14 protein-coding genes are annotated in these 19,984 nt (G+C 62.0%); 6 read left to right on the top strand and 8 right to left on the bottom strand.

Annotated features, from left to right (window positions below):
- Positions 1 to 509: 509 nt before the first annotated feature.
- Together H537_RS53010 and H537_RS51230 are read right to left on the bottom strand one after the other, a co-directional pair.
- A complete protein-coding gene (locus H537_RS53010; RefSeq protein WP_156901777.1) occupies positions 510 to 695 on the bottom strand; it encodes a hypothetical protein in 186 nt (61 codons plus the stop codon).
- A 211-nt stretch (positions 696 to 906) separates the two neighbouring features.
- Entirely contained in the window at positions 907 to 1,149 is a 243-nt protein-coding gene (locus tag H537_RS51230) for a hypothetical protein (protein ID WP_084150739.1), read from the bottom strand.
- A gap of 647 nt (positions 1,150 to 1,796) precedes the next feature.
- Here H537_RS51230 and H537_RS0116740 point away from each other — a divergent pair.
- Entirely contained in the window at positions 1,797 to 2,123 is a 327-nt protein-coding gene (locus H537_RS0116740) for an H-NS histone family protein (protein ID WP_028998792.1), read from the top strand.
- A gap of 642 nt (positions 2,124 to 2,765) precedes the next feature.
- Here H537_RS0116740 and H537_RS0116735 read toward each other — a convergent pair.
- On the bottom strand, positions 2,766 to 3,815 hold the full coding sequence (locus H537_RS0116735) for a hypothetical protein (RefSeq protein ID WP_169517023.1): 1,050 nt from the start codon (positions 3,813 to 3,815) through the stop codon (positions 2,766 to 2,768).
- A 460-nt stretch (positions 3,816 to 4,275) separates the two neighbouring features.
- Between H537_RS0116735 and H537_RS0116730 the strand changes: the two genes are divergently transcribed.
- Positions 4,276 to 4,884, top strand: a complete 609-nt coding sequence (locus tag H537_RS0116730) for a hypothetical protein (RefSeq protein ID WP_028998790.1) — start codon at positions 4,276 to 4,278, stop codon at positions 4,882 to 4,884.
- A gap of 202 nt (positions 4,885 to 5,086) precedes the next feature.
- On the opposite strand, the gene H537_RS43660 is transcribed toward H537_RS0116730, so the two are convergent.
- The gene (locus H537_RS43660) at positions 5,087 to 5,587 is read right to left on the bottom strand and encodes a helix-turn-helix transcriptional regulator (protein WP_310733021.1); all 501 of its coding nucleotides are present in this window, start codon (positions 5,585 to 5,587) and stop codon (positions 5,087 to 5,089) included.
- 2,203 nt (positions 5,588 to 7,790) lie between these two features.
- Here H537_RS43660 and H537_RS0116715 point away from each other — a divergent pair.
- Together H537_RS0116715 and H537_RS49395 are read left to right on the top strand one after the other, a co-directional pair.
- A complete protein-coding gene (locus tag H537_RS0116715) occupies positions 7,791 to 8,654 on the top strand; it encodes a WD40 repeat domain-containing protein (protein ID WP_051242805.1) in 864 nt (287 codons plus the stop codon).
- 79 nt (positions 8,655 to 8,733) lie between these two features.
- Positions 8,734 to 12,597 (top strand): DUF4082 domain-containing protein, encoded by a 3,864-nt coding sequence (locus H537_RS49395; protein ID WP_084150735.1) that lies wholly within the window; start codon positions 8,734 to 8,736, stop codon positions 12,595 to 12,597.
- A gap of 328 nt (positions 12,598 to 12,925) precedes the next feature.
- Here the strand turns inward: H537_RS49395 and H537_RS53005 are convergent, their stop codons facing one another.
- Positions 12,926 to 13,387 carry an ATP-binding protein gene (locus tag H537_RS53005; protein WP_156901776.1) on the bottom strand — a complete coding sequence of 154 codons (462 nt, stop codon included), beginning with the start codon at positions 13,385 to 13,387 and terminating at the stop codon, positions 12,926 to 12,928.
- Positions 13,388 to 13,499: 112 nt separating this feature from the next.
- On the opposite strand from H537_RS53005, the gene H537_RS43650 reads away from it, so the two are divergent.
- A complete protein-coding gene (locus tag H537_RS43650) occupies positions 13,500 to 14,501 on the top strand; it encodes a trypsin-like serine peptidase (RefSeq protein WP_169517022.1) in 1,002 nt (333 codons plus the stop codon).
- Positions 14,502 to 14,589: 88 nt separating this feature from the next.
- Here the strand turns inward: H537_RS43650 and H537_RS51220 are convergent, their stop codons facing one another.
- On the bottom strand, positions 14,590 to 16,665 hold the full coding sequence (locus H537_RS51220) for a galactose oxidase early set domain-containing protein (RefSeq protein ID WP_169517021.1): 2,076 nt from the start codon (positions 16,663 to 16,665) through the stop codon (positions 14,590 to 14,592).
- A 458-nt stretch (positions 16,666 to 17,123) separates the two neighbouring features.
- On the opposite strand from H537_RS51220, the gene H537_RS49390 reads away from it, so the two are divergent.
- Positions 17,124 to 18,194: a hypothetical protein gene (locus H537_RS49390; RefSeq protein WP_028998787.1), complete on the top strand. Its 1,071-nt coding sequence runs from the start codon at positions 17,124 to 17,126 to the stop codon at positions 18,192 to 18,194.
- Between the two features lie 543 nt (positions 18,195 to 18,737).
- Here H537_RS49390 and H537_RS55700 read toward each other — a convergent pair.
- A complete protein-coding gene (locus H537_RS55700; protein WP_169517020.1) occupies positions 18,738 to 19,421 on the bottom strand; it encodes a PEP-CTERM sorting domain-containing protein in 684 nt (227 codons plus the stop codon).
- Positions 19,422 to 19,651: 230 nt separating this feature from the next.
- Positions 19,652 to 19,984: helicase-related protein (locus H537_RS43640; protein ID WP_043459033.1), on the bottom strand; the 333-nt coding region annotated here is incomplete at its 5' end.

Below are 19,984 nucleotides of genomic sequence, written 5' to 3'. Positions count from 1 at the left end.
GTTCAAGTCTGCGCAAACAAGATACCCATATTTTTCTTGACGGAGTCCGTTCGAAATAGAAAAGACTCTGGGCACATGTATTACGTTGAAGCGAAGTGAGTTCGGTTCTTCGGTAACGGTTCGGTAATGAGATCTTACGATTTCTGAATAGTTCTTTGGAAATTCTCCGTGCACTTTTGATTCATTCTCCTGCCTCGAAAGGCTGCTTGCGCATCCCACGATGAAAGCCGAAGAAATAATGAACATTGTTTTTCTCATGGGAGCCCTCGGATCTGTTAAGCCATGGTTGAGAAGAACGCAACCTTCGAGGCTACACAAGATCTTGAAGCTTGTTTATTTCAAAAATTTTACGTGGCTTAAAAATGGTCCTTCTCGCGGTGGGCCGGCAGGTGGCGTTGACAAGGGCTCGGGTGTCGTGTAAGGCAGTTACGCGAACGAAGTGTTCACTACCCTATCATGGTTATTGCTGCGGACGCTTCTGTTGGCCTCACAGCACAGTATCCGAGCAATCAGTCGCTGTAATTGCTGTCGCCGGTGCGAGCGGGAATCCTGCTGTCATCCACCGCCATCTGGGCGGTGTAGCTCGGCTCGAAGCCACCACCCCGTGCGCTTCGTGATGCGGCTGTCCGGGTTGGTGATGTTCTTCTGTGCTGTACCTTGCGCTCAAGCAAGGCGATGTCGTACTTGTAGCTCATGGGTCTGTCGTCCGGGCCGCCGGGGGCCGATCGTCGTTACCGCGTTTGCACTCGGTGTCAGCGTTACGCTGGGGTGACTCAAAGCGGTCGCGGGCCTTTCACGCGTACCTCGTGCCACGGGCCCTACTGCCGGTGGCAGTGTCAATCAAATTGCGAACGCACTGCTACTGACGGTAGATCTGTGCAGCCGAACATCTTGCCGCTTGTGCATTCAGTCGATGGGCAGCACCTGCGGCATGCTGTAGTCACGGCCTACGCCGTTACGCGCCCGAGCCAGGTTCGCTCGTGCTTGCTCGCTCAGTGCGTCAAGGTCAACGACACCGCTGGCATCACAGGGAAAACTCAGCGCATGGCGAGTAAAAAGGCTGTTGAACCGCAGTTGAAAGCCGCTGGCCTGCTTGTTGTTGCCGCTAGAGACGGAGGCCGTGGTGCTGGTGCTTGCTGTGATGTGCATAGTGCCCTCCTTTGCGCTGTAAAACCTCGCCGTAGGTCGGGAACCGCGCCGGTGCGTAGCTACGTTGCAACCAAGCTCATTCAACTTGCCGACCGCTAATTTCCTCAACGTCCTTGCCGGCCATGGAGTTGACACAGAGCATCTTCAAATTTCATCGCATGGGAGTTGGGACGGCATCTCTGCCATGTCCCGAGAGGCTGGCATCAAGTTCATTACCGTAGAAGCTCAAATTTGGATCGCTTGGTTTCAAAGAAGTCTTGCACTACTGCAAACAGTTTCCGATAAATCACTGGCACTGAGGACGTCATTCTTTAAGAATACCAAATTGGACAGGCTCTTCAAGATTTAATAATTTTGTTCAGGGTACGAGTACACAACGCTACGACGGAAACATGAAACAGTTTCCGGAGTTGAACTTACAGGCGCCGATGTTCGATGTCATGCGGCCCGTGCTGATGACCGCAGAGTGCAGTAAGTCCGTATTTCGCTGGGCCAAACCATCACTACTCCAGTAGTGCGGCCAGAAAATTTGTGGCACCATGCTCATAACAACATGTTTGAGTCAGAGTCAGTCTGCGGTCACTTTTAATGCCACGAAGCAGCAATGCAGCGGAAATATTCAACACATTCACTTGAAGGCGAGACGTATGGCAGACATCCAGCAGTTGCTCCAGCAGCGTGAAGAACTCGAGCGCCAGATCAAACAGATGCAAAACTCGGCACGCTCTGATGTGCTCACGCAGATTAGGGAGCTCATGAGCCAGCACAACCTGACGGCGGCGGACTTGACCGTGGCAGACAAGAAGGGTGCAAAAAAAGGTGGTAAAGTGGCACCGAAATACCGCGATCCGGACACTGGAAGTACTTGGTCCGGACGCGGCCTTAAGCCCAAGTGGGTGACGTCAGCATTGGACAGCGGCAAGTCGCTGGACGACTTGGCCATCAAGTCATGGTCTGCTGGCTGCGGAGCCTGAAATAGCGCTTCGGCATCCAAGTCCCACACAGCGGGGCTTTTCCTTGACTCTGATAGAAAAGGTTATTTGCTTGATAAGTTGACAGCGAGAAATAACCTTTCCCAAGCGGCCAGTTATGCCTACAACTACAGCGGTAAACCTGTCGCTAAGCTCCTTGAGTGCTGCGCTGCGTCACTTGGAAACCACTACATCGAGCTCCGGGCCGGTGACGTGTAGCAGACCGGAGTCGTCCCGCTGGAGCGACCGAAACGGGGGCATGAACTCTATGCAGTGTACTGCGCGGCTAGAAAACCTGGTTTCCGGTGGCGTGGGTAGCAGCGCATGAAGATAAACATGTCGCCCGACAGCACAGTACAGCGGTGACTTCTCAGCAATGCATTGGCATCCTGCTGGCTTCAACGCTTGTAATGCGTTCGCTGATATTTAACGAGTTTACGTCAAAGTACTGACTGGGTCACGTTCAAATGTATTGGCGCAGCCCGAAAGTTAAAATTTTCCTATGCAAAGATCATTTATTGCCTCCGAAATCGGCAACTCCTAGTTGATTCCAAGCAGGCACAGCACGCAGCCGAAGTCTGACGTGACTGACTAAACATCTGGCTGCGCCTAAGATTGACCCAGTTTAGTACTGGTACAGTTTACTTAGGTCGTGGTTGAATGCTTTACCGAGCCACGACTGCGCTGGCATTGCGCCGCGGCCCCGAGTACGCCCAGCCCGCATAGCATCAAGGTCCAAGTGCCCGACTCGGGTACGGGCGTGGCAATGAAGGAGGCTCGCTGTCCATCGAACAGGCCAATGCCGATAATCTGACCGCGGTCGTTGATGTCAACGCCGTCCATGAGGCTCCACCGATCGGCGTCCGGCCCGACAAGCAGCCGATTGAGATCAGTGCTGTGTCCCTCACGGTAGACAAATGCATGCAGTGCCCCGTCCACCAAGGAATTGCCTGCCACCCAGCCGCGTTGGTTGAGTTGCGTGTAGGCAGTGAAGCCCAGGTAAGTATTGCTGCCATCGCCGTCGCGTACCAAGTAGCCTTGTTGATCCTGCCCCAGGATCTGCCCGAAGTCGTTGATGGCATAGGCATCAAGCATTCCATCCAGGAAAGACGCACGGCCATTCTTGTAAATAAAGGCCCGCGTGGCTTCGACGCTGACCGTGGCTTGACCCACGATCGTGCCGCTGCTATTAATGCCCGTGGCGAATACCGTGCGCACGCCATCCAGATCTATGTCCAGATAACGGCTGGTTTTGCCGTCATAAAAGAAATTGCGGTCGCTGAAACTTCCCACTGCGTAGCCTGAGCTGCTCAACGCCCGGCCCAGGCCCGAGGCATTCACGCCGGGGCTGATATTAATGCTTCCTCCGCCGCCATAAAGGAAAGGTTGGGTGTAACCGTCGCCGGTGACGGAGTTGTACAAAGCTTGCCCGTGGTTGTTGATGTCCACCGGCAGGCTGCGGCTACCATCCTGCGGCAAGAAGGTGAAACTGCCCTTGCTATAAATAAATGACCGAGAAGTCAAGTCATTTTCTCCATACCCCAAGACTTCGCCGCGATTGTTGATGGCGACAGCATTGAAAGCAGTCCCGCCAGTGGTGTCGGGTAACATTTCCACGCGGTATCCTGGTGCAGCTTGTACTGCGAGTGAGGCCAGCGAAGCTACGACGGACAGTGCAGCGAATTGGTATTGCATGGTGAGTCTTCCAAGCTTCCAGGGAAAACGCAGCATAGGCAGTGCCAGCGCAGACTCCAAATGCCTTGGACGGGGGTTTTACACAAAGCCGCTACAGTCCCGGTCGCGGAGGCGGCTAAAACTCGGGGGCAATAGGTTTGCACAGCTTGCGATGCGGCTGAGTCGTTCAGTTTGCGGCTGTGCGAGTACCAGTGCCTGAAGTTGAGCATGTCGATGCCGTTCAATTGCGGCAGCCAGGGAGAGAAGTTTGCGCTCGCTCTTAAAAGCCCTTGAATCCAGACTCAACCTCATGCAAATTCAAGATTTTTATTATTAAGACTGGCAACGACAGCAAGCGAATGTTTATGAGATCTTGCCTGGTTCTCATTACCCAATATCACAAGGTGAGCCAAGATTTTTTCGAATCGCATGGGCACCATATTTTTACTGCAGTACGCAGTTCTACCGGTAGGAGTAGGCGATGAACAAGCAACTCTCTTGGCTGCGCTTGGCCGCCACGCTGGTCACTGGTGCGCTGGCCGCCACAGGTGCATTGGCCGAAGACGGCCCGCAGGCCGAGGCGGGCAGCGCACCGCCTGAAGCGAGTGCCGCGTCTGCGGCTCGGCACTGCGTGGCCGAACTGGCACCGGTGAACGCCGGCGCGCGGACTTCGGCAATCAAGCAGGGCGGCTGCTACTCCAGCTTCGCTGCCGCGATGGCGGCAGCGACAGACAACACCGTAGCGCTGGCCTCCGAGTCCTCACCAGAATCGGTCGGGGAGTCGGATCTCGCTGCAGCAGCAACGCGGGTCATCGGGATTGACTACGACGGCAGGTTCTATAGCGGCTCAAGCTTCATCTGGTATGCCCGGAACAATTTCGGCTGCTTCGGCGGGCGCTCATACACCGCCAACATGCCGGGGTCATTCAACAACCGCTTGACCTCGACCCGGGGCTTCAACGGCTGCACCCGCAACACGAGTTACTCGGGCTTCTTCCAGACTGGCTTCTGGGTACGCTGTTTCCCGAACTGCCTCTACATTGGCGATTTCATGAACAACCAGACTTCGTCCAAGCGCTGGGCGCGCTGAGCGGCTTTGGCGCACGGGTGGCCGGCGTGGGATAACGGGCCGGCCGGCAGGATGGCCGGTGCGAACACGCAGTGCCACCGTACCCTCATGGCACTGGTCAAAGCCAGAAGAGCCGACTGGAGTACCAGGTCGGCGCTGCCGGGCGGCTCCCAACGCCGGGCAGCGCAAGTGCACTGGACGGTGGGGCCGCACCACCCGTGAATCAGCGTTGCCAGTTGGCCAAGCCTGAGTAACTGGTGTTCATGCTGTTGGCACGATTGAAAAGCCCCAGCCGCTGTGCTTTCAGCGCGGCCTCGAGGTGCGACCTCACGTTGAGCTTGCGGTAGATTTGCTTGACGTAGTCGGCGATGGTGTGACGCGACAGCTGCAATTGCACACCGATGCCGGGCAGCGTGAAGCCCTTGGCCACACGCAGCAGCACGCAGCTCTCGCGTTCGGTGAGCTTGATATGCGGCAGCATCAGGTTCATGTTCGGCTTGGCCTGCGCGGCGAAGTAGGCCAGCACGCGGCGCGCAATCGATGGCGGCAGTGGAGACTCATCCTGGCTGATGCGCTGCAGTTGCGCGGTGATGAACTTGCGGGGCTGCTCCTTAAGGATGTGGCCATAGGCGCTGGCCTGCAGCGCAAGGGAAAGATGCTCGTCGTCGTGGACCGACACCACCTCTGACTGGGCCTGGGAGTGCTGCTGCAGCGCTTCCACCATGTCCACACCCGCGCCATCGGGCAGTCCCAGGCAGTCAGCACGAGGTCAAAATTCACCACGGATACCAGGCCGACCGCGTCGTGCACCCGGGCGCTTTCGGCGATCGTGGCGTCTGCAAGTCCCGCGGCACATGCCCCATGGGCTGACGCGCGCCAAGTCCGCATGACCGGTGACCGACATCCATTCGGCTTCGCTGCGGAAATTTCACAACAAGCAGCCGGAACTAATCGTCCTTTTTGAAAAGAAAGCCGATGAGAGAGGCGACCAGAAATAGCTCAACCAAATGCAGCAATGACGACCAATCCATAGCAAGGTTAACGTTTTTTGAAAAATGAAGCCACCACTATGCCAAGTAGCGGGCACAGGTTTCCATGCTTTCTAGCGCCAATGGCTTCAGACCAGTTTACGCAAACGCCGTTCTGCGCCGCTCTCCCTAGATCTTCCCATCTGCTGCCAACGCGCCGCTGTAGCGATCGGGTTTGCCAAGCCCATCACATCAAGCCCGCCCACCGGGCAGGCTGACCATGACAGGGTCACTTCAGAGTCACGATTTTGCTTCTGAGCTCCCGGCTGACCGGCCACAATTTGATGTTGCGATGGCGCTGCGGGTAACGGCTCGCCACGGCCCCGTTCCAATCCGTTCCACTGCCTTGCAAGGATTGCCTTGCTACCCGGAGTGCTACGCACAGTAAATGCGCAAACCATACCCAACGACTTGAAAACCCTGCCTTCCCGGGCAAAACCCACCCGCTCAAGGCAAGGAATACCCCCTGTATGAGCGAAAGCGCCTGTCGTCGAAGCAGTTCGGAAGGTGATGGACTTCCAATCCCACCAGCAGCACCGAGGAGGAGGAGAGAAATGACAATGCCAGACAAGTCGCGACGCGGCTTCGTGAAGCGCGGCGTCTATATCGCTCCCGCGATCCTGACATTGGCCGCAGCGCCTGAGTTCGCAAAGGCAGGATCGGTCAAGCCTCCTGCACCGCCACCACCCCCTAAACCACCCAAGCCGCCCAAGCCGCCAGCACCACCCAAGCCACCTAAGCCGCCCAAGCCTTGAAAAAGCACGGGCTGACACATGGCTTTTGATCGCTGCAGCACAAGCGACCTGCATCCCGCTGCAGCATCTTTTCAAGGTCCGCGTTGTCAGCGGCGGCCTGAAAGCTGGGGTCAACCAAGGGCTGCTTCCAAGCGCTGAATCGCCCGCACGCCAGCGGATTCGTCGCAGCCACGCAAGGCTGCTGGCATCAGTTCGCTGCACAGGGCCGCCCCTCCCTGAGTTGTAGTTGCGACAGCGACTTACTCAACGCGGACGCCGCCGTGGCCAACCTGTCTGCCGGTTCTTGGCTGAAGCCATTAGCTCCTACACCTTGCCCAGCCTCGCGCACGCGGCGGCCTGACACTGGCTCTAGTCATTCCTGCCACACTGGGAATTAGCGTGACGGTGGCATCCTCGGCATACCCATAATCCGCATCAAATCCGCGCCAGGTTTTCTCACCTCAGGTCGTGGAATTTGAGAATACCCTGAGTCAGTGGTTGCAACGCCCGGTAGCCGGCTTACGGCTACCGGCTCGAATGCTGAATTTGTTAGTCAACTCAATGCGGATCGTTGAGATGATAGTCATGCCCTTAGTCGTCTTGTAACCGATGCATTCTTTTTCACTTCTCATCGTTAGTTAACGCGATTTTTGATCAAACTGCCAGAATTGTTCTGCGCCACGGCAAACAGTTGTACGCAGCGCCACGTTCTTGGCATATTTCGTGTCAGCCAAGAATATCCAATAAAAAGAGCTGCGTTCATTGACGAGTTGCACAGCAGAGGCACGTCGATATCTTGCAAAGAACGCATCAGGCTTGCCGGCCGGGTGATCAAACCCTCAAGCCGCCGAAGCCATTGGCGGTGTTAATTTGGCTCTGCGCCATAGGGGCGTGTTGCCGGCGGCAACGTGATTGAATCCATCCAGCAGGGGGAGGTTATATGCGACGTACTGAGCAGCGGGCGCAATGTGCCCGGGCAGCGGCAACCTGCTTGCTGTCCTGCGCTTTCTTGAGCGGATGTGGTGGTGGCGATGACGCCTCAAGATCCTCCACAGCAGCAGTCTCAAGCAGTGCAGAGATACAAGTCTCCACGGCTGCAGCAAATACTGAAAATCCCCAGGCTCTCAAACTGGGAAAGCGGTTGCGTCAGTACTTGAAGAAGGGCGTGACCTCGGTTTCGATCTCGCCGGATGGGAGCACGGTGGCCGTGGCGCGTGCGGATGGCAAGGTCCGGATACTGGATGCGAACAGCGTGCTGGATGTCTCCAGGTTCGACATCGATATAGACGCTGTGGCCACCGGCATCGTGTTCAGCCGCGACAGCAAGTTCCTGGGTGTCGTCGGCCGCGACAGCGATGTCCATATCTTTGACAACTCCACGGGGAAGAAGGTCTTCACCCTGCACGGCCATGAGCATCCCATCCGTGCCATGGCGCAAAGCCCCGACGGCACGTTCATCGCCACCGCAGGTGAGGAGACGCGCGTGATGCTGTGGCGCGCGGCCACGGGCAAGCTGGAGAAGATCCTTTCGGGCCACACCGGCTTCGTCAACGCGGTGGCCTTCAGCGCCGACGGTGCCTTGCTCGCCAGCGCCGACGCCGCGGCGCGCATCCTGGTGTTCAACGTGGCCAGCGGCAAGTTGCTGCACACGCTGCGCGGGCATGCCGACGAGGTCAACGGCGTCGCGTTCCGCCCCGACGGCAAGACGCTCGCCAGCGCCGGTGCTGACGGGCAGGTGCTGCAGTGGGACCTGGCCACGGGCTACCGTACCGAAGCCTTCACCGGCCACAAGACCGCTGTGCGCAGCATCGCGTTCAACCGGGACGGCACCGTGCTGGCCAGCGGCGGCGAGGACGGGCAGATCTTTGTATGGGACATGGCCAGCGGTCGGCTGGACAAGCAGCTCAGCGCCGGCAGCGCGCCGGTCAATGCGCTGGTGTTCGATGACAAGAACAAGAACGTGCTGTTCGCCGGTGGCGACGACAACCGCGTCGTGCGCTGGAACGTGACCAGCGGCGTGGGCAAGTAGGCGCGCGCGGCGCCATGGGGCTTGCGGCACCGTGCCCGGCCTGAAGCAGTAACGAGCCAGCCTGAGGAGGAGAGCGGCTATGAAGCAATGCAATGTCCTGCGCGCGCGATGCGCCAGGCAGATGGTCCTGTTCCTGATAGCTTGGCTCGTCGCGCTGCTGTGTTGGCACAAACCGGCGCAGGCGGCCGAGCCGGCCCAGGGCCCGGGTGGGCCAATCCTGGTGCTGACCTCGGGCAACAGCAACTTCGGGCTTTACTACGCCGAGATCCTGCGCAACGAGGGGTTCAACTCGTTTACCGTGGCGGACGTCTCGACGCTCAGCGCCAGCACGCTGGCTGCCCATGACGTGGTGATCCTGGCCAAGACGTCGCTCTCGGGCGCGCAGGCGACGCTGCTGGGCGACTGGGTGACCGCTGGGGGTAACCTCATCGCCATGGCGCCCGACGCGCCACTGGCTTCGCTGCTGGGGCTGAGCACCACCGGCGGCACGCTTGCCAACGGCTACATGCTGGTGGACTCGGCCACCGCCGTGGGCAGCGGCATCGTCAACCAGACCATGCAGTTCCACGGCAGCGCCGAGCGCTACACGCTCGCCGGCGCCACGGCGCTGGCCACGCTCTACAGCAATGCCACCACCGCCACGGCCCACCCGGCCGTGACGCTGCGCAGCGTGGGCAGCGGCAAGGCCGCGGCCTTCACCTACGACCTGGCCACCTCCATCGTCTACACCCGCCAGGGCAACCCGGCCTGGGCCGCTCAGGAGCGCGACGGGCTTTTGCCGATTCGCTCGGACGACAAGTACTACGGCGCGGCCGCAGCCGACCCGCAGTCCGACTGGGTGGACCTGAGCAAGGTCGCCATCCCGCAGGCCGACGAGCAGCAGCGGTTGCTGGCCAACCTGATCACGCACATGAACCTCGCGCGCAAGCCGCTGCCGCGCTTTTGGTACTTCCCCCACGGCCACAAGGCCGTGGTCATCATGACGGGTGACGACCATGCCAACGGCGGCACGCCCGGGCGGTTCGAGCGACTCAAGCAACTGAGCACACCGGGCTGCTCGGTGGCCAACTGGGAATGCATCCGCGGCACCTCGTACGTGTACACCGACACGGCCATGAGCGACGCGCAGGCCGCCCAGTACGACGCCGAAGGGTTCGAAACCAGCCTGCACGTCAACACCCGCTGCGACGACTACACCGCGCTCACGCTGGACAGCACCTACGCCGAGCAGTCGGCCTCCTGGCGGTCCAAGTACTCCAGCGTGCCGGCACCGGTCACGCAGCGCCACCACTGCATCGTCTGGAGCGACTGGGCCAGCGGCGCGCTGGTCCAGGCCAAGTACGGCATGCGGCTGGACACGAGCTACTACTTCTGGCCCCCGGGCTGGGTCAACGACGTGCCGGGCATCTTCACCGGCTCGGCCATGCCCATGCGCTTCATGCAGCTCAACGGCAGCTTCGTCGACGTGTACCAGGCCGCCACGCAGATGACGGACGAGTCCGGGCAGACCTACCCGTACGTCGTCAACACGCTGCTGGACCGCGCGCTGGGCGCGGAAGGCTACTACGGCGCCTACACCGTCAACGCCCACACCGACCAGGCCATCACCAACGAGTCCGAAGCCGTGGTGAGCTCGGCCAAGGCCCGTGGTGTGCCGGTCATCGCCGCACGCCAGATGCTCACCTGGCTCGATGCGCGCAACGCCTCGTACTTCAGCGCCATGAGCTGGAATGGCGCAGCCCTGAACTTCAGCGTCACGCGCAGCCCCGCGGCCAACGGGCTGCAGGGCATGCTGCCGCGGCGCGCGGGCAACGAAGTGCTGTCCGCGCTCACGCGCTCCGGGAGCGCCGTGCCCTACACCATCAAGGTCATCAAGGGCCTGGAGTACGCCTTCTTCACGGCCGACGCCGGCAGCTACGTCGCCACCTACTCGGCTGACGCGGCTGGGCCGGCTGTCAGCACCACCACGCCGGCCGCAGGCGCCAACGGCGTGGGCGTATTCGCACCCGTCAAGGCCACCTTCAGCGACGCGCTGGAGCCGGCCAGCGTCAACGGTGCCACCTTCGAGCTGCGAAACGCCGCCAATGCGGTGGTGGCGGCGAGCGTTAGCTACGACGCGGCCACGCGCACGGCGACGCTCACGCCCTCTTCCGGGCTGTCGCCCTCCACGACCTACACCGCCACGCTGCGCGGGGGAAGCAGCGACCCGCGCATCAAGGACGTCGCGGGCAACCCCATGACCAGCAGCGTGAGCTGGTCCTTCACCACCGTCTCGAGCTCCGAGGTGCAGACCTGCCCTTGCAGCGGGTGGTCCGGTGCTGCCACGCCAACAAACCCATCCGTGGCCGACCCGGGCGCCCTGGAGCTTGGGGTGAAATTCCGCGTCGACGTGGATGGCTTCATCACCGGCGTGCGCTTCTACAAGGGCGTCAACAACACCGGTACCCACATCGGCAACCTGTGGGCGCTTGACGGCACGCGGCTGGCCACGGCGCAGTTCATCAACGAGAGCGCCAGCGGCTGGCAACAGGTGAGCTTCGCCACGCCGGTGCCGGTGACGGCCAACACGGTGTACGTGGCGTCTTACTTCGCACCCAATGGCAACTACGCTGGCGACAACAACTTCTTTGCCAGTGCCGGTGTGAACAACGCGCCGGTGCACCTGCTGCAAAACGGCGTGAGCGGCGGCAACGGCGTCTACGCCTACGGCAGCGCATCGACCTTCCCGGCGTCGAGCCACCTCGCCTCCAACTACTGGGTGGACGTGGTGTTCTCCCCGGCCCCGAACGGGCCGACGGACACCACGCCGCCCACGGTTGGCTCGACCACGCCGGCCAACAACGCCACGGGCGTGGCCACCACGGCAACCGTGACAGCGACCTTCAGCGAGGCGCTGGAGGCGGCCACCGTGACGGGCAGCACCTTTGAGCTGCGCACCACCACGGGCAACACGCTGGTGAGCGCCACGGTCGCGTACAACGCCGCCACGCGCACAGCCATCCTCACGCCCGCCGCAGCGCTGGCGTCCTCGACCAGCTACACCGCCACGCTCAAAGGCGGCAGTTCCGTCCCGCTCATCAAGGACCAGGCGGGCAACGCGCTGGCGGCCGATGTGCAATGGCAATTCACCACCGCGGCACGAGCAGACACGACGGCGCCCACGTCGAGCATCACGTCGCCTGCGGCAGGTGCGAGTATCCCGGCCGCCAGCAACTTGACGATCTCCGGCACCGCGGCCGATGTGGGCGGTGTGGTGAAGACAGTCGAAGTCTCCACCGACGGCGGCACGACCTGGCGCGCAGCCAGCGGCACTGCCAACTGGACTTACGCCTGGATGCCGGGCACTACCGGCAGCGCCATGATCATGAGCCGTGCAGTGGACGACAGCGGCAACGTCCAGTCGCCGCCAACGGGCAGGACGGTGACGGTCGTGGAGGCGAACTGTCCGTGCTCGGCCTGGCCGGCCTCTGCAGCGCCGACGGTGGCCAGCGATCCGGATGACACCCGCATCGTGAACGTGGGCGTGAAGTTCCGCTCCGACGTGGACGGCTACATCACGGGCATCCGCTTCTACAAGGGGTCAGGCAACACCGGCACGCATATCGGCGCGCTGTGGACGAGCACCGGCACGCTGCTGGCCTCCGCGACCTTCGTCAACGAGACGGCCGTCGGCTGGCAGCAGGTGAACTTCGCCACGCCGGTGCGCATCACGGCCAACACCGTCTACGTGGCCTCGTACCGGGCACCCCGAGGTCGCTACGCCAGCGACGAGTACTACTTCACCGACCGTGGCGTGGACACCGGGCCGATCCACCTGCTCAGGCGCGGCGTGAGCGGGGGCAACGGGGTGTACATCTATGGCGGCACCGCGCCGAGATTCCCGACCTCGACATACCGGGCGTCGAACTACTGGGTGGACATCGTCTTCCAGACCACGCCGTGATTGCCGGCGCCAGCATCCCACGTGCTCGCTGGCTTGGCCACAACACCGACACCAGTGCCAGGCGACCTTCGATGTCGGCCGACTTGGTGAGGTAATGGCCAAGGCCTGCCGCAGCGGATTTGCACCGATCGGCCTCCTGCTGCTGGTCAGTGCGATCAGCAGCACGGCGAGTGCCGTGGGCCTGATGGCGCGGCGCCTTTGCTGTGGCCGGGCTGCCAAACATGGCAACGCGAGAAGCCCGATGGGTTGCCATGTCGATCGCGGGCGGGATGGAATTGACAGCCCGAGGGGTACAGCCTTGCAACCACAACAGCGGCGCCATTGCTTGTCAGGAGTCCTCGCTGTCGTCATCCATGGGATTCTCAAACCGGCATGCGGCGTCTGCGACTGTTGAAGAGACGCCGAGTGCGCCGGCGCATCGAGCGACAGCTGCACCGTGGAAAAAGTGCGCGGCCCCAGCCGGGGCTGCACTGGACGCCCTGCTCGCCGTGCAACTCGACAATGCCGAGCACCTGCGCCAGCCTGACACCCGGTTTGCATTCAGCCTGAACTGCGCCGAACTCCATCTGTCCGACCATCTCGGAGGTGTGCGTGCCTGCAGCGGAATCCCGATGCCGGTGTTGCGCACGCTCAATTCCAGCTCGGTGCGCAGGCGCCGGGACGCAAGCTCAATGCTCCGTCTCGCGACGATGTACTTGGCGAGGCTGGTCAGCGCGTTGGAGAGCACCTGCGACAGCGACACCGGATCGGCCTGCAGCACCAGGGCAGCTTGGCCGCTGTCATGGGGCATTTTTGCAATTCCTTGGTTTTCATGACGTCAGGCAGAAACCGGGACAATTGCGCAATCGGCTCCATACGCTGACGGAGCCCCCTAGTGGAAATACATAACGATGGTCGGAGACATGAGCGGAAGAAAGGTGTTCAGGGTGGTTTGCGTCCTGGCGGGCCTGGGCCTGATGGCAGTCGCAGGGAAGGCCCTAGCTGAGGTTGAGGCACAGCGCACGGTGAGCAGTGATGGCAGCATGCTTGTGCCGACAGCTGCGGGTAGTAGCGCCAGCCCGGCTTTCGCCGGTGCACTGCGCGAGGGCGCTGCACTGGATGAGAGGGCAACATTTCCAGCGTCTTCGCTGAGCGCTGGCGAGCTGGCAGAGCAGCGACGGCACTACCGGCCAAAGTCGCCGCCCTACGTCCACACTCGAACCGACCGGGCGTTGCCAGAAGCAGTGATCGAACAGGATCGGCGCTTCCGTCTCTACGCGCGCGAATCGGGCTTCCCCTACCGCGCCATTGGCTTTCTGACCTTCAAGCAGGGCAGCTTCGACTTCTTCTGTACCGGGTTCTTGATCAGCAAGGATACGGTGGCCACGGCCGGCCATTGCGTGCACGAAGGCAGCGGCGGACGGTGGAGCGAGGACGTCAAGTTCTATCCAGCCTACAACAACGGCTCCGCCCCGTTCGGCTCCTGTGGCGCGCGACGTCTGTATGCGGTGGCAAAGTGGACCGAAGACGGTATTGAGGAACACGACTACGGGGCCGTGAAGCTCAACTGCCAGATTGGCGAGACCACGGGCTGGTTCGGCTACTACGCGTCAGCGGAGTCGCAGGTCGGGGTGTCGGTGCTACTCATGGGCTATCCGGGAGACAAGCCACGGGGAACGATGTGGGGAGGCGGCGGCGACATCGTCGCATCCAAGCCGCGCACGACGCACTATCAGATCGACACAAGCGGCGGCCAAAGCGGCTCGCCCGTGATTGAAGCGGACCGCGGCGCCAGCAAGTCACGCTGCTATGGCACTTGCGCCGTGGCAATCCATACCTATGCCGGATTTGACCCTACCAACAGTGCCACGCGTATCAACGAGGCGGTGGCTGCCAGTCTGACGGCGTGGAAGAACGCGCCCTGAGGCCGCCGTTCCAAGTCTTGGATCGACTGATAGCGCCAAGAGCCTGGGAACCTGAACGGAACTCCATCGACAGCAGCATGAGCGTCCATCAGCTCGGTGGCGGAGCGGTGATGCGCAGCATCCTGGCTTTGGAAGGCACGCCGTTGCCGTTGAAGATGAAAACCATGTAGTGCCCAGGCGGCAATGCGTTGACGTTGGCCGGGAGCGTAGCGCGCAACTGCACCCCCGTCTGCGTGAAAGGCAGTTCCATGAAGCGCTGATCGTGGTTGAAGCTGTGGGTGACCGAGCCGGTGCGCACCAGCGTCAGCCGGCGCGCCTGAACGCCACTGGGCAGCGTCAGCGTGAGTTCGCCACCCACCAGGGCTTTGGTTGGCGCGGTGGCAATGCCCGGACGTGGGGCGAAGCGGCCGGAGCCATCGCGCCGGAACAAGTAAGGCGGAAACCAGACCTCGCCATTGAGCTGACTCACTGGCCCGTATGCGCCTCCGCCGCCGGTCAGCACACTGGCATCGGGCAGCAGGATCGAGGCCGAGTGATAGAGCCGCGCCTGCGTGGCGCGCGCGGTGGGCGTCCACAGGCCTGAAGTCGGATTCCAGAGTTCCGACACGTAGTGAGCGTCATTCAGGACGTTGGCCGTGGTCGAGCCGCCGTTGAGCCATACCTGTCCATCGGCCAGTACCGTGGCATTGCCCCATTGGCGATCAAGGGCCGCAGACGCGATGGACTGCACGACCGGTTCGCTGCCGTTGATGTCCACCACCACAGCCTGGCGCAGCTTGCGCATTGAGATGATCTTGCCGGGAGCGAACATCACGCCCGGATAGCGTTCCGACGCGGCAGGCGCGATGGCGGCAAGCGGAGTCAACGTCCCTTGCGCCGTCGGGTCCAGTCGGAACATCAAGCCGTCGTGTCCCAGTATGAAGATGTCGCCCGCCGGTGCAAGCCAGGCACGCGGGTAGAAGAAGCTCTCTGCCGTACTGCCGTAGGCGGCATCGGTGGTGGCACCAGTGAGGCTGCGCCAGCCGATGCCGGGCGTATAGACCTCAGGCGTACTGGCCACATTGCGTTCGTACACGATAGGTCCATCGCGCACGATGTTGATGCGCCCACCCATCACGACTTGCTCTCCATTGGGCATGACGACCAGGCTCGGATACCAGCGCTGATAGGCCATGACTCCCGCCTTGCTCAGCACGTTGGTGCGCGGGTTGAAGACGTTCACATCGGCGTTGCCGAAGTCCTCGGGTGTGCCCGGGTTCTCGTCGCCACCCATCAGCACCACCCTGCCGTCAGGCAACAACGACTGGGCCGAGCAGAAGATGTCGGTGCCGGTGACGTTGGGTAGCGTCAGGAAGGCCTCCGGACCACCACCGAGCTTGGGGTCCCAGACCGTGTAGTGAAAACCAGCACCCTGACGGCCCGCCGTGTCGGTGCCGTAGGCCAGGACCCGGCGATCAGGCAGCAGCACCATGTGAATCGGCATCACGGGCCACACGAACATCGGTCCGAAGGCGCCTTCCAAATGCGCCCGTGGCCCTCCATTGATCGGTGCTATGGACGACTCTGGCGGTGCCTGCGCGGATGTTGCCGGTGCAGTGACCGAAAGCTCCTCAAGGTGCTTGGCTCCGCTGGCGACCAGGGCCTCACGGCCGATGCGGGCCAAGTCCGTTTCGTCGCCGCAGCCACTCAACAGGCCTAACAGCAGCACCAGCGAACAATAACCTGGCCTACGGACAGGAACAGGAGCAGTACCTGTAGATTGACCCGCCAAATTGACTTGAGCCTGTGAGCCTGCTTCATGAACCGGGGGCTTCTTCACCAGCTCTTCACGAAAGCCGTGACTGTCGAACAAGGACACACCCTGCTGCAAACTGACGTAGCGGTGTAGTGCCATGGCATGCCCCTCCATGCAAAACAGCTTGGTGCTCAGAATGTCAAGAAGCATCCCACTGCCGGTGTACTTGCAGGAAAGACGAATTCGAACTATCAGCCGGCATAAACCGACAGCGACGGTAATAATTCCTCCCGGCCGCGGCTTAGTGACACCGCGGCAGGTAGGTGTTGGCCTGCGTGGATCGGCAATCCCATTCCGATGGACGTCGATGCGGTCAATGGTTTCTTTCCCATCCAACAAGGTCGGCCCCGGCTCGGTGATCGACGACAAGCTGGGCAGTCGCGACTCTGGGTGAAGGAACTGCGGACTGGAAGCGCCTAAGGTCACGGTGTCCTGAGTCGCTCGGGGCACGTCCGTGCAGTAGCCGTCCTGAGCCTGCGGCCGCTGCCCACCCTTTATCAGGCTGCTGCATAGATGAGCCGGTAGACGGCACTGTTGTGCTCGTCGCTCACCGGCATGGACCCATCCTTGAGCACCAGCACATCGACCGGGCAAGGTACTCGTTGTCATCGATGAGGCCAATAAGGAACGGTTCCCAGCGAGAGATTCCGTGCCGGCATTTCGTGCTGCACCACTGCCTGAGCAGGCACAGCCCGCCGTCGAAATCCTATACAAGGAAAACAGATACGTAATGGAAAGGCACTTGGCTTGACGTAGCCGTCCGCCAGGCGTAGCAGGGAGAGACGCGGTCGCGCCAGCGCAGGTCCACCTGCCAACGAGGAGGCCGCATGCACGCCCGTTCTTTCGTCGCCGTTGCGTTCGCGCTGCTGTTATGCGCTGCCGAGCCGGGCATCGCGCAGCCCCGCTACCGCGTCATCGATCTCGGCACACCCGGTCCCGAGTACGTCTCGAGCCAGGCACTCGCAATCAACAACCAGGGCCAAGTGGCCGGTTACGGTGCGCAAGGTACGTACGGGCCGTTCATCGCGTTTCGCTACGGCAACGGCGTGATGCGTCCGCTGCGGATCGCGGCGTCCCGCGGCGAGCTGAGATTCGGGCGGGCGATCAACGGCCGCGGCTGGGTGGCCGGCGATGCCATGCTGGCCCGCTGCGAATGCTTGAGGGCTTTCATCTACGACGGCACAAAGGCGACGATCCTGGGCCATCTCGCCGGCCCTGGCGTCAACGGCACAAGCAGCGCGTTCGGGATCAACCGGGCCGGCCACGCGACCGGCGTCACGCAGGTCGCGATACCCGGCTCGCCCTATCTCCAGGAACACGCCTTCGTCTGGAACGGCACGCGCATGCGCGACCTTGGCACGCTTGGTGGCACCTACAGCGTCGGCTACGCGATCAACCGCTGGGGCTGGGTTGCGGGGCGGTCGCAAATGGCCGATGAGGAGAGTCAGCACGCGTTCGTTTACAAGGCCGGTGCGCTGCACGACCTCGGCGTGCTCGGCGGCGAGTTCAGCATGGCGGTCGCGATCAACGACAAAGGCTGGGTCAGCGGCGCGTCAACGACCTACTACGGCTCGCCGGTCCAGGCCTTCATCCACAAGGGCCGGGCGATGCGCGGGCTCGGCCCCCAGACCTATTGGGGGTACGGCATCAACACGCACGGCTGGGTGGTCGGCGTCGGCAGTGCACCCGGCGGCGGGGGTGCGATCAACGCGTTCCTCTACGACGGCAGCACGGTGCACAACCTGAACGACCTGATCGAAGGTCCGGCTGCGGCCAAGGGGTGGTTGCGCGAGGCCTACGGGATCAACGACCGCGGCCAGATCGTCGGCGTCTGGTTCCCTGACCGTACCGAGCCGATCGAGCACGCATTCCTGCTAACGCCAATCGAAGGCCAGTAGCCGGTACGTCGACGGCTCGGTGCCGGCCAGTACGCCATGACTGTCGTGGTCAAGGAAGGGCGGTGGACGCGCGGTGAAATACGACAGGGCGCACGAACTGGGCTCCGGAGCCATCGAGCACGCGCTGGCGCTACTCGACACAGGCGAGCCGTCCACCGTAGGTGCCGCAGCCGCTCTCAGCGGCAACGCCGCCGCATCGAGGCCACCAAACGACGCCCCGATAGCTTTCGATATCGAGGTACAGAAAGCCTGACGCATCAGCAGCGTCCGCATCCGACGGCCGCGCGCCCTCCAAGGCACCGCTGGTACTGCGGCGTTCTGATGGCGTCACAGCCTGAGCTGGTTGCAGTTGGAAAGGTACCCACAAAGCCGCTTGCCTGCCGTTCGTTGCATCAGCCCTCTCAAGCGAGCAAGGGCGCGCCGCCGCCGGCCCGATGTAGGGTGTTGTCCTGCGGCGGCCGTTCTTTTCTTCCTCCCTCCCCTCCGCCGCTTTTCTGGGTCCGCCCCGTGCGGGCCTTCTTTTTGTCCGAAACGTCCAGTTGGCTATCGCGGCGTGCGTCGGGCAGCACGCCGGCGCGCTACAGCACCCACCACGCCCAACCCGGCCAGCATCAGCGCGGTGGTTGTCGGCTCGGGAATGGCATGGATGTTGTCGATGCCAATCGAGGCCGCGATAGGCTCACCAGGAAAGTCGCCGCTCGTGCTGTGATAAATGCGAAAGAAGGTGGTGTTGGTCAACGCGCTCGTCACGTCGCCCAACTCAGCCACAAGATGAGATGCGGTGACAGGAAAGACATAGCGTGTCCAGTCTGATCCGGCAGCCAGGTTGGCAACGAAGCTGGTATGCGCCTCGTTTTGTGGCGGCAGCGGAATCGGGTCCTCAAAGAACAGCCGCACTGCAACATTTGTCGCACCGAGGTTCTTCAAGTCCATGGCAATGTGCGTGATGCCGGCAGCCAGGTAATTTCCAGTCCACGGGCCGGCATTGTTTGCCACCAGGCGGCTACCCGCGGTGCCAGAACCGGTTGAGGTGATACGCAGGAAGGCGTCGCCTGATCCACCGGGGCCGCCGGTCGGCTCCACCGGTAGCGGCACCAGGGGCGCTCCGGCCGGCCCACCGCCAATGAACCATCCTCCGTTGGAAGACGTGAACGTCTCGGTCTGGCCCAGGACAACCGCATGCAAAGGCGTGGCAGCAGCAAGCGACAGAGACAGCGCGGCAAACATGTGGCGACTGGTTGACATGACATCCTCCACCGGTGGGAGTGAGCGTCGGGCAAACTCCTTTCCTGCCCCACCCGTTCAGAGCAGCGGCTCGCGCCATGTAGGAAGCCGACAACCTTGTTGCACAAACGAAGTGGGAAGCGCCTTGTTTGAGACGAAGGACGTTGGTTCTCCCCGAAAACCCTCACCTATCCTCGATGGCACGACGCCACGGGCCGACGGCTCAGACACCGTCAACCCAGCTTGAACAGCGCCTTCAGCTCCGCCGTCGGCAGCTGGCCGATCCAGGTCTCTCCGCTGCCCACCGTCATCTCGGCCAGCTCGCGCTTGGCGCGGATCATCTCGTTGATGCGCTCCTCGAAGGTGCCGCGCGTGATGAAGCGGTGCACCTGCACCTTGCGCTGCTGGCCGATGCGGTAGGCCCGGTCGGTGGCCTGCGCCTCCACCGCCGGGTTCCACCACAGGTCGAAATGCACCACGTGGCTGGCCGCCGTGAGGTTCAGCCCCGTGCCGCCAGCCTTGAGCGAGAGCAGGAACACGCGCTGCCCGGGCTCCTCCTGGAAGCG

Origin of the sequence: Azohydromonas australica DSM 1124, assembly GCF_000430725.1 — a bacterium.
GTDB classification, from domain to species: domain Bacteria; phylum Pseudomonadota; class Gammaproteobacteria; order Burkholderiales; family Burkholderiaceae_C; genus Azohydromonas; species Azohydromonas australica.
The sequence above is the reverse complement of the archived record's forward strand: the minus strand, read 5'-3'. Positions and strand labels throughout refer to the sequence as shown.

Bases quoted from the DNA above. Each gene is read 5' to 3' on its own strand.
- H537_RS43660 (WP_310733021.1), bottom strand. From the start codon at position 5,587: ATGGTGGAAGCGCTGCAGCAGCACTCCCAGGCCCAGTCAGAGGTGGTG.
- H537_RS49390 (WP_028998787.1), top strand. From the start codon at position 17,124: ATGCACGCCCGTTCTTTCGTCGCCGTTGCGTTCGCGCTGCTGTTATGC.
- H537_RS55700 (WP_169517020.1), bottom strand. From the start codon at position 19,421: ATGTTTGCCGCGCTGTCTCTGTCGCTTGCTGCTGCCACGCCTTTGCAT.
- H537_RS53005 (WP_156901776.1), bottom strand. From the start codon at position 13,387: ATGCCCCATGACAGCGGCCAAGCTGCCCTGGTGCTGCAGGCCGATCCG.
- H537_RS49395 (WP_084150735.1), top strand. From the start codon at position 8,734: ATGAAGCAATGCAATGTCCTGCGCGCGCGATGCGCCAGGCAGATGGTC.
- H537_RS0116735 (WP_169517023.1), bottom strand. From the start codon at position 3,815: ATGCAATACCAATTCGCTGCACTGTCCGTCGTAGCTTCGCTGGCCTCA.
- H537_RS0116740 (WP_028998792.1), top strand. From the start codon at position 1,797: ATGGCAGACATCCAGCAGTTGCTCCAGCAGCGTGAAGAACTCGAGCGC.
- H537_RS51230 (WP_084150739.1), bottom strand. From the start codon at position 1,149: ATGCACATCACAGCAAGCACCAGCACCACGGCCTCCGTCTCTAGCGGC.
- H537_RS53010 (WP_156901777.1), bottom strand. From the start codon at position 695: ATGAGCTACAAGTACGACATCGCCTTGCTTGAGCGCAAGGTACAGCAC.
- H537_RS43650 (WP_169517022.1), top strand. From the start codon at position 13,500: ATGAGCGGAAGAAAGGTGTTCAGGGTGGTTTGCGTCCTGGCGGGCCTG.
- H537_RS0116730 (WP_028998790.1), top strand. From the start codon at position 4,276: ATGAACAAGCAACTCTCTTGGCTGCGCTTGGCCGCCACGCTGGTCACT.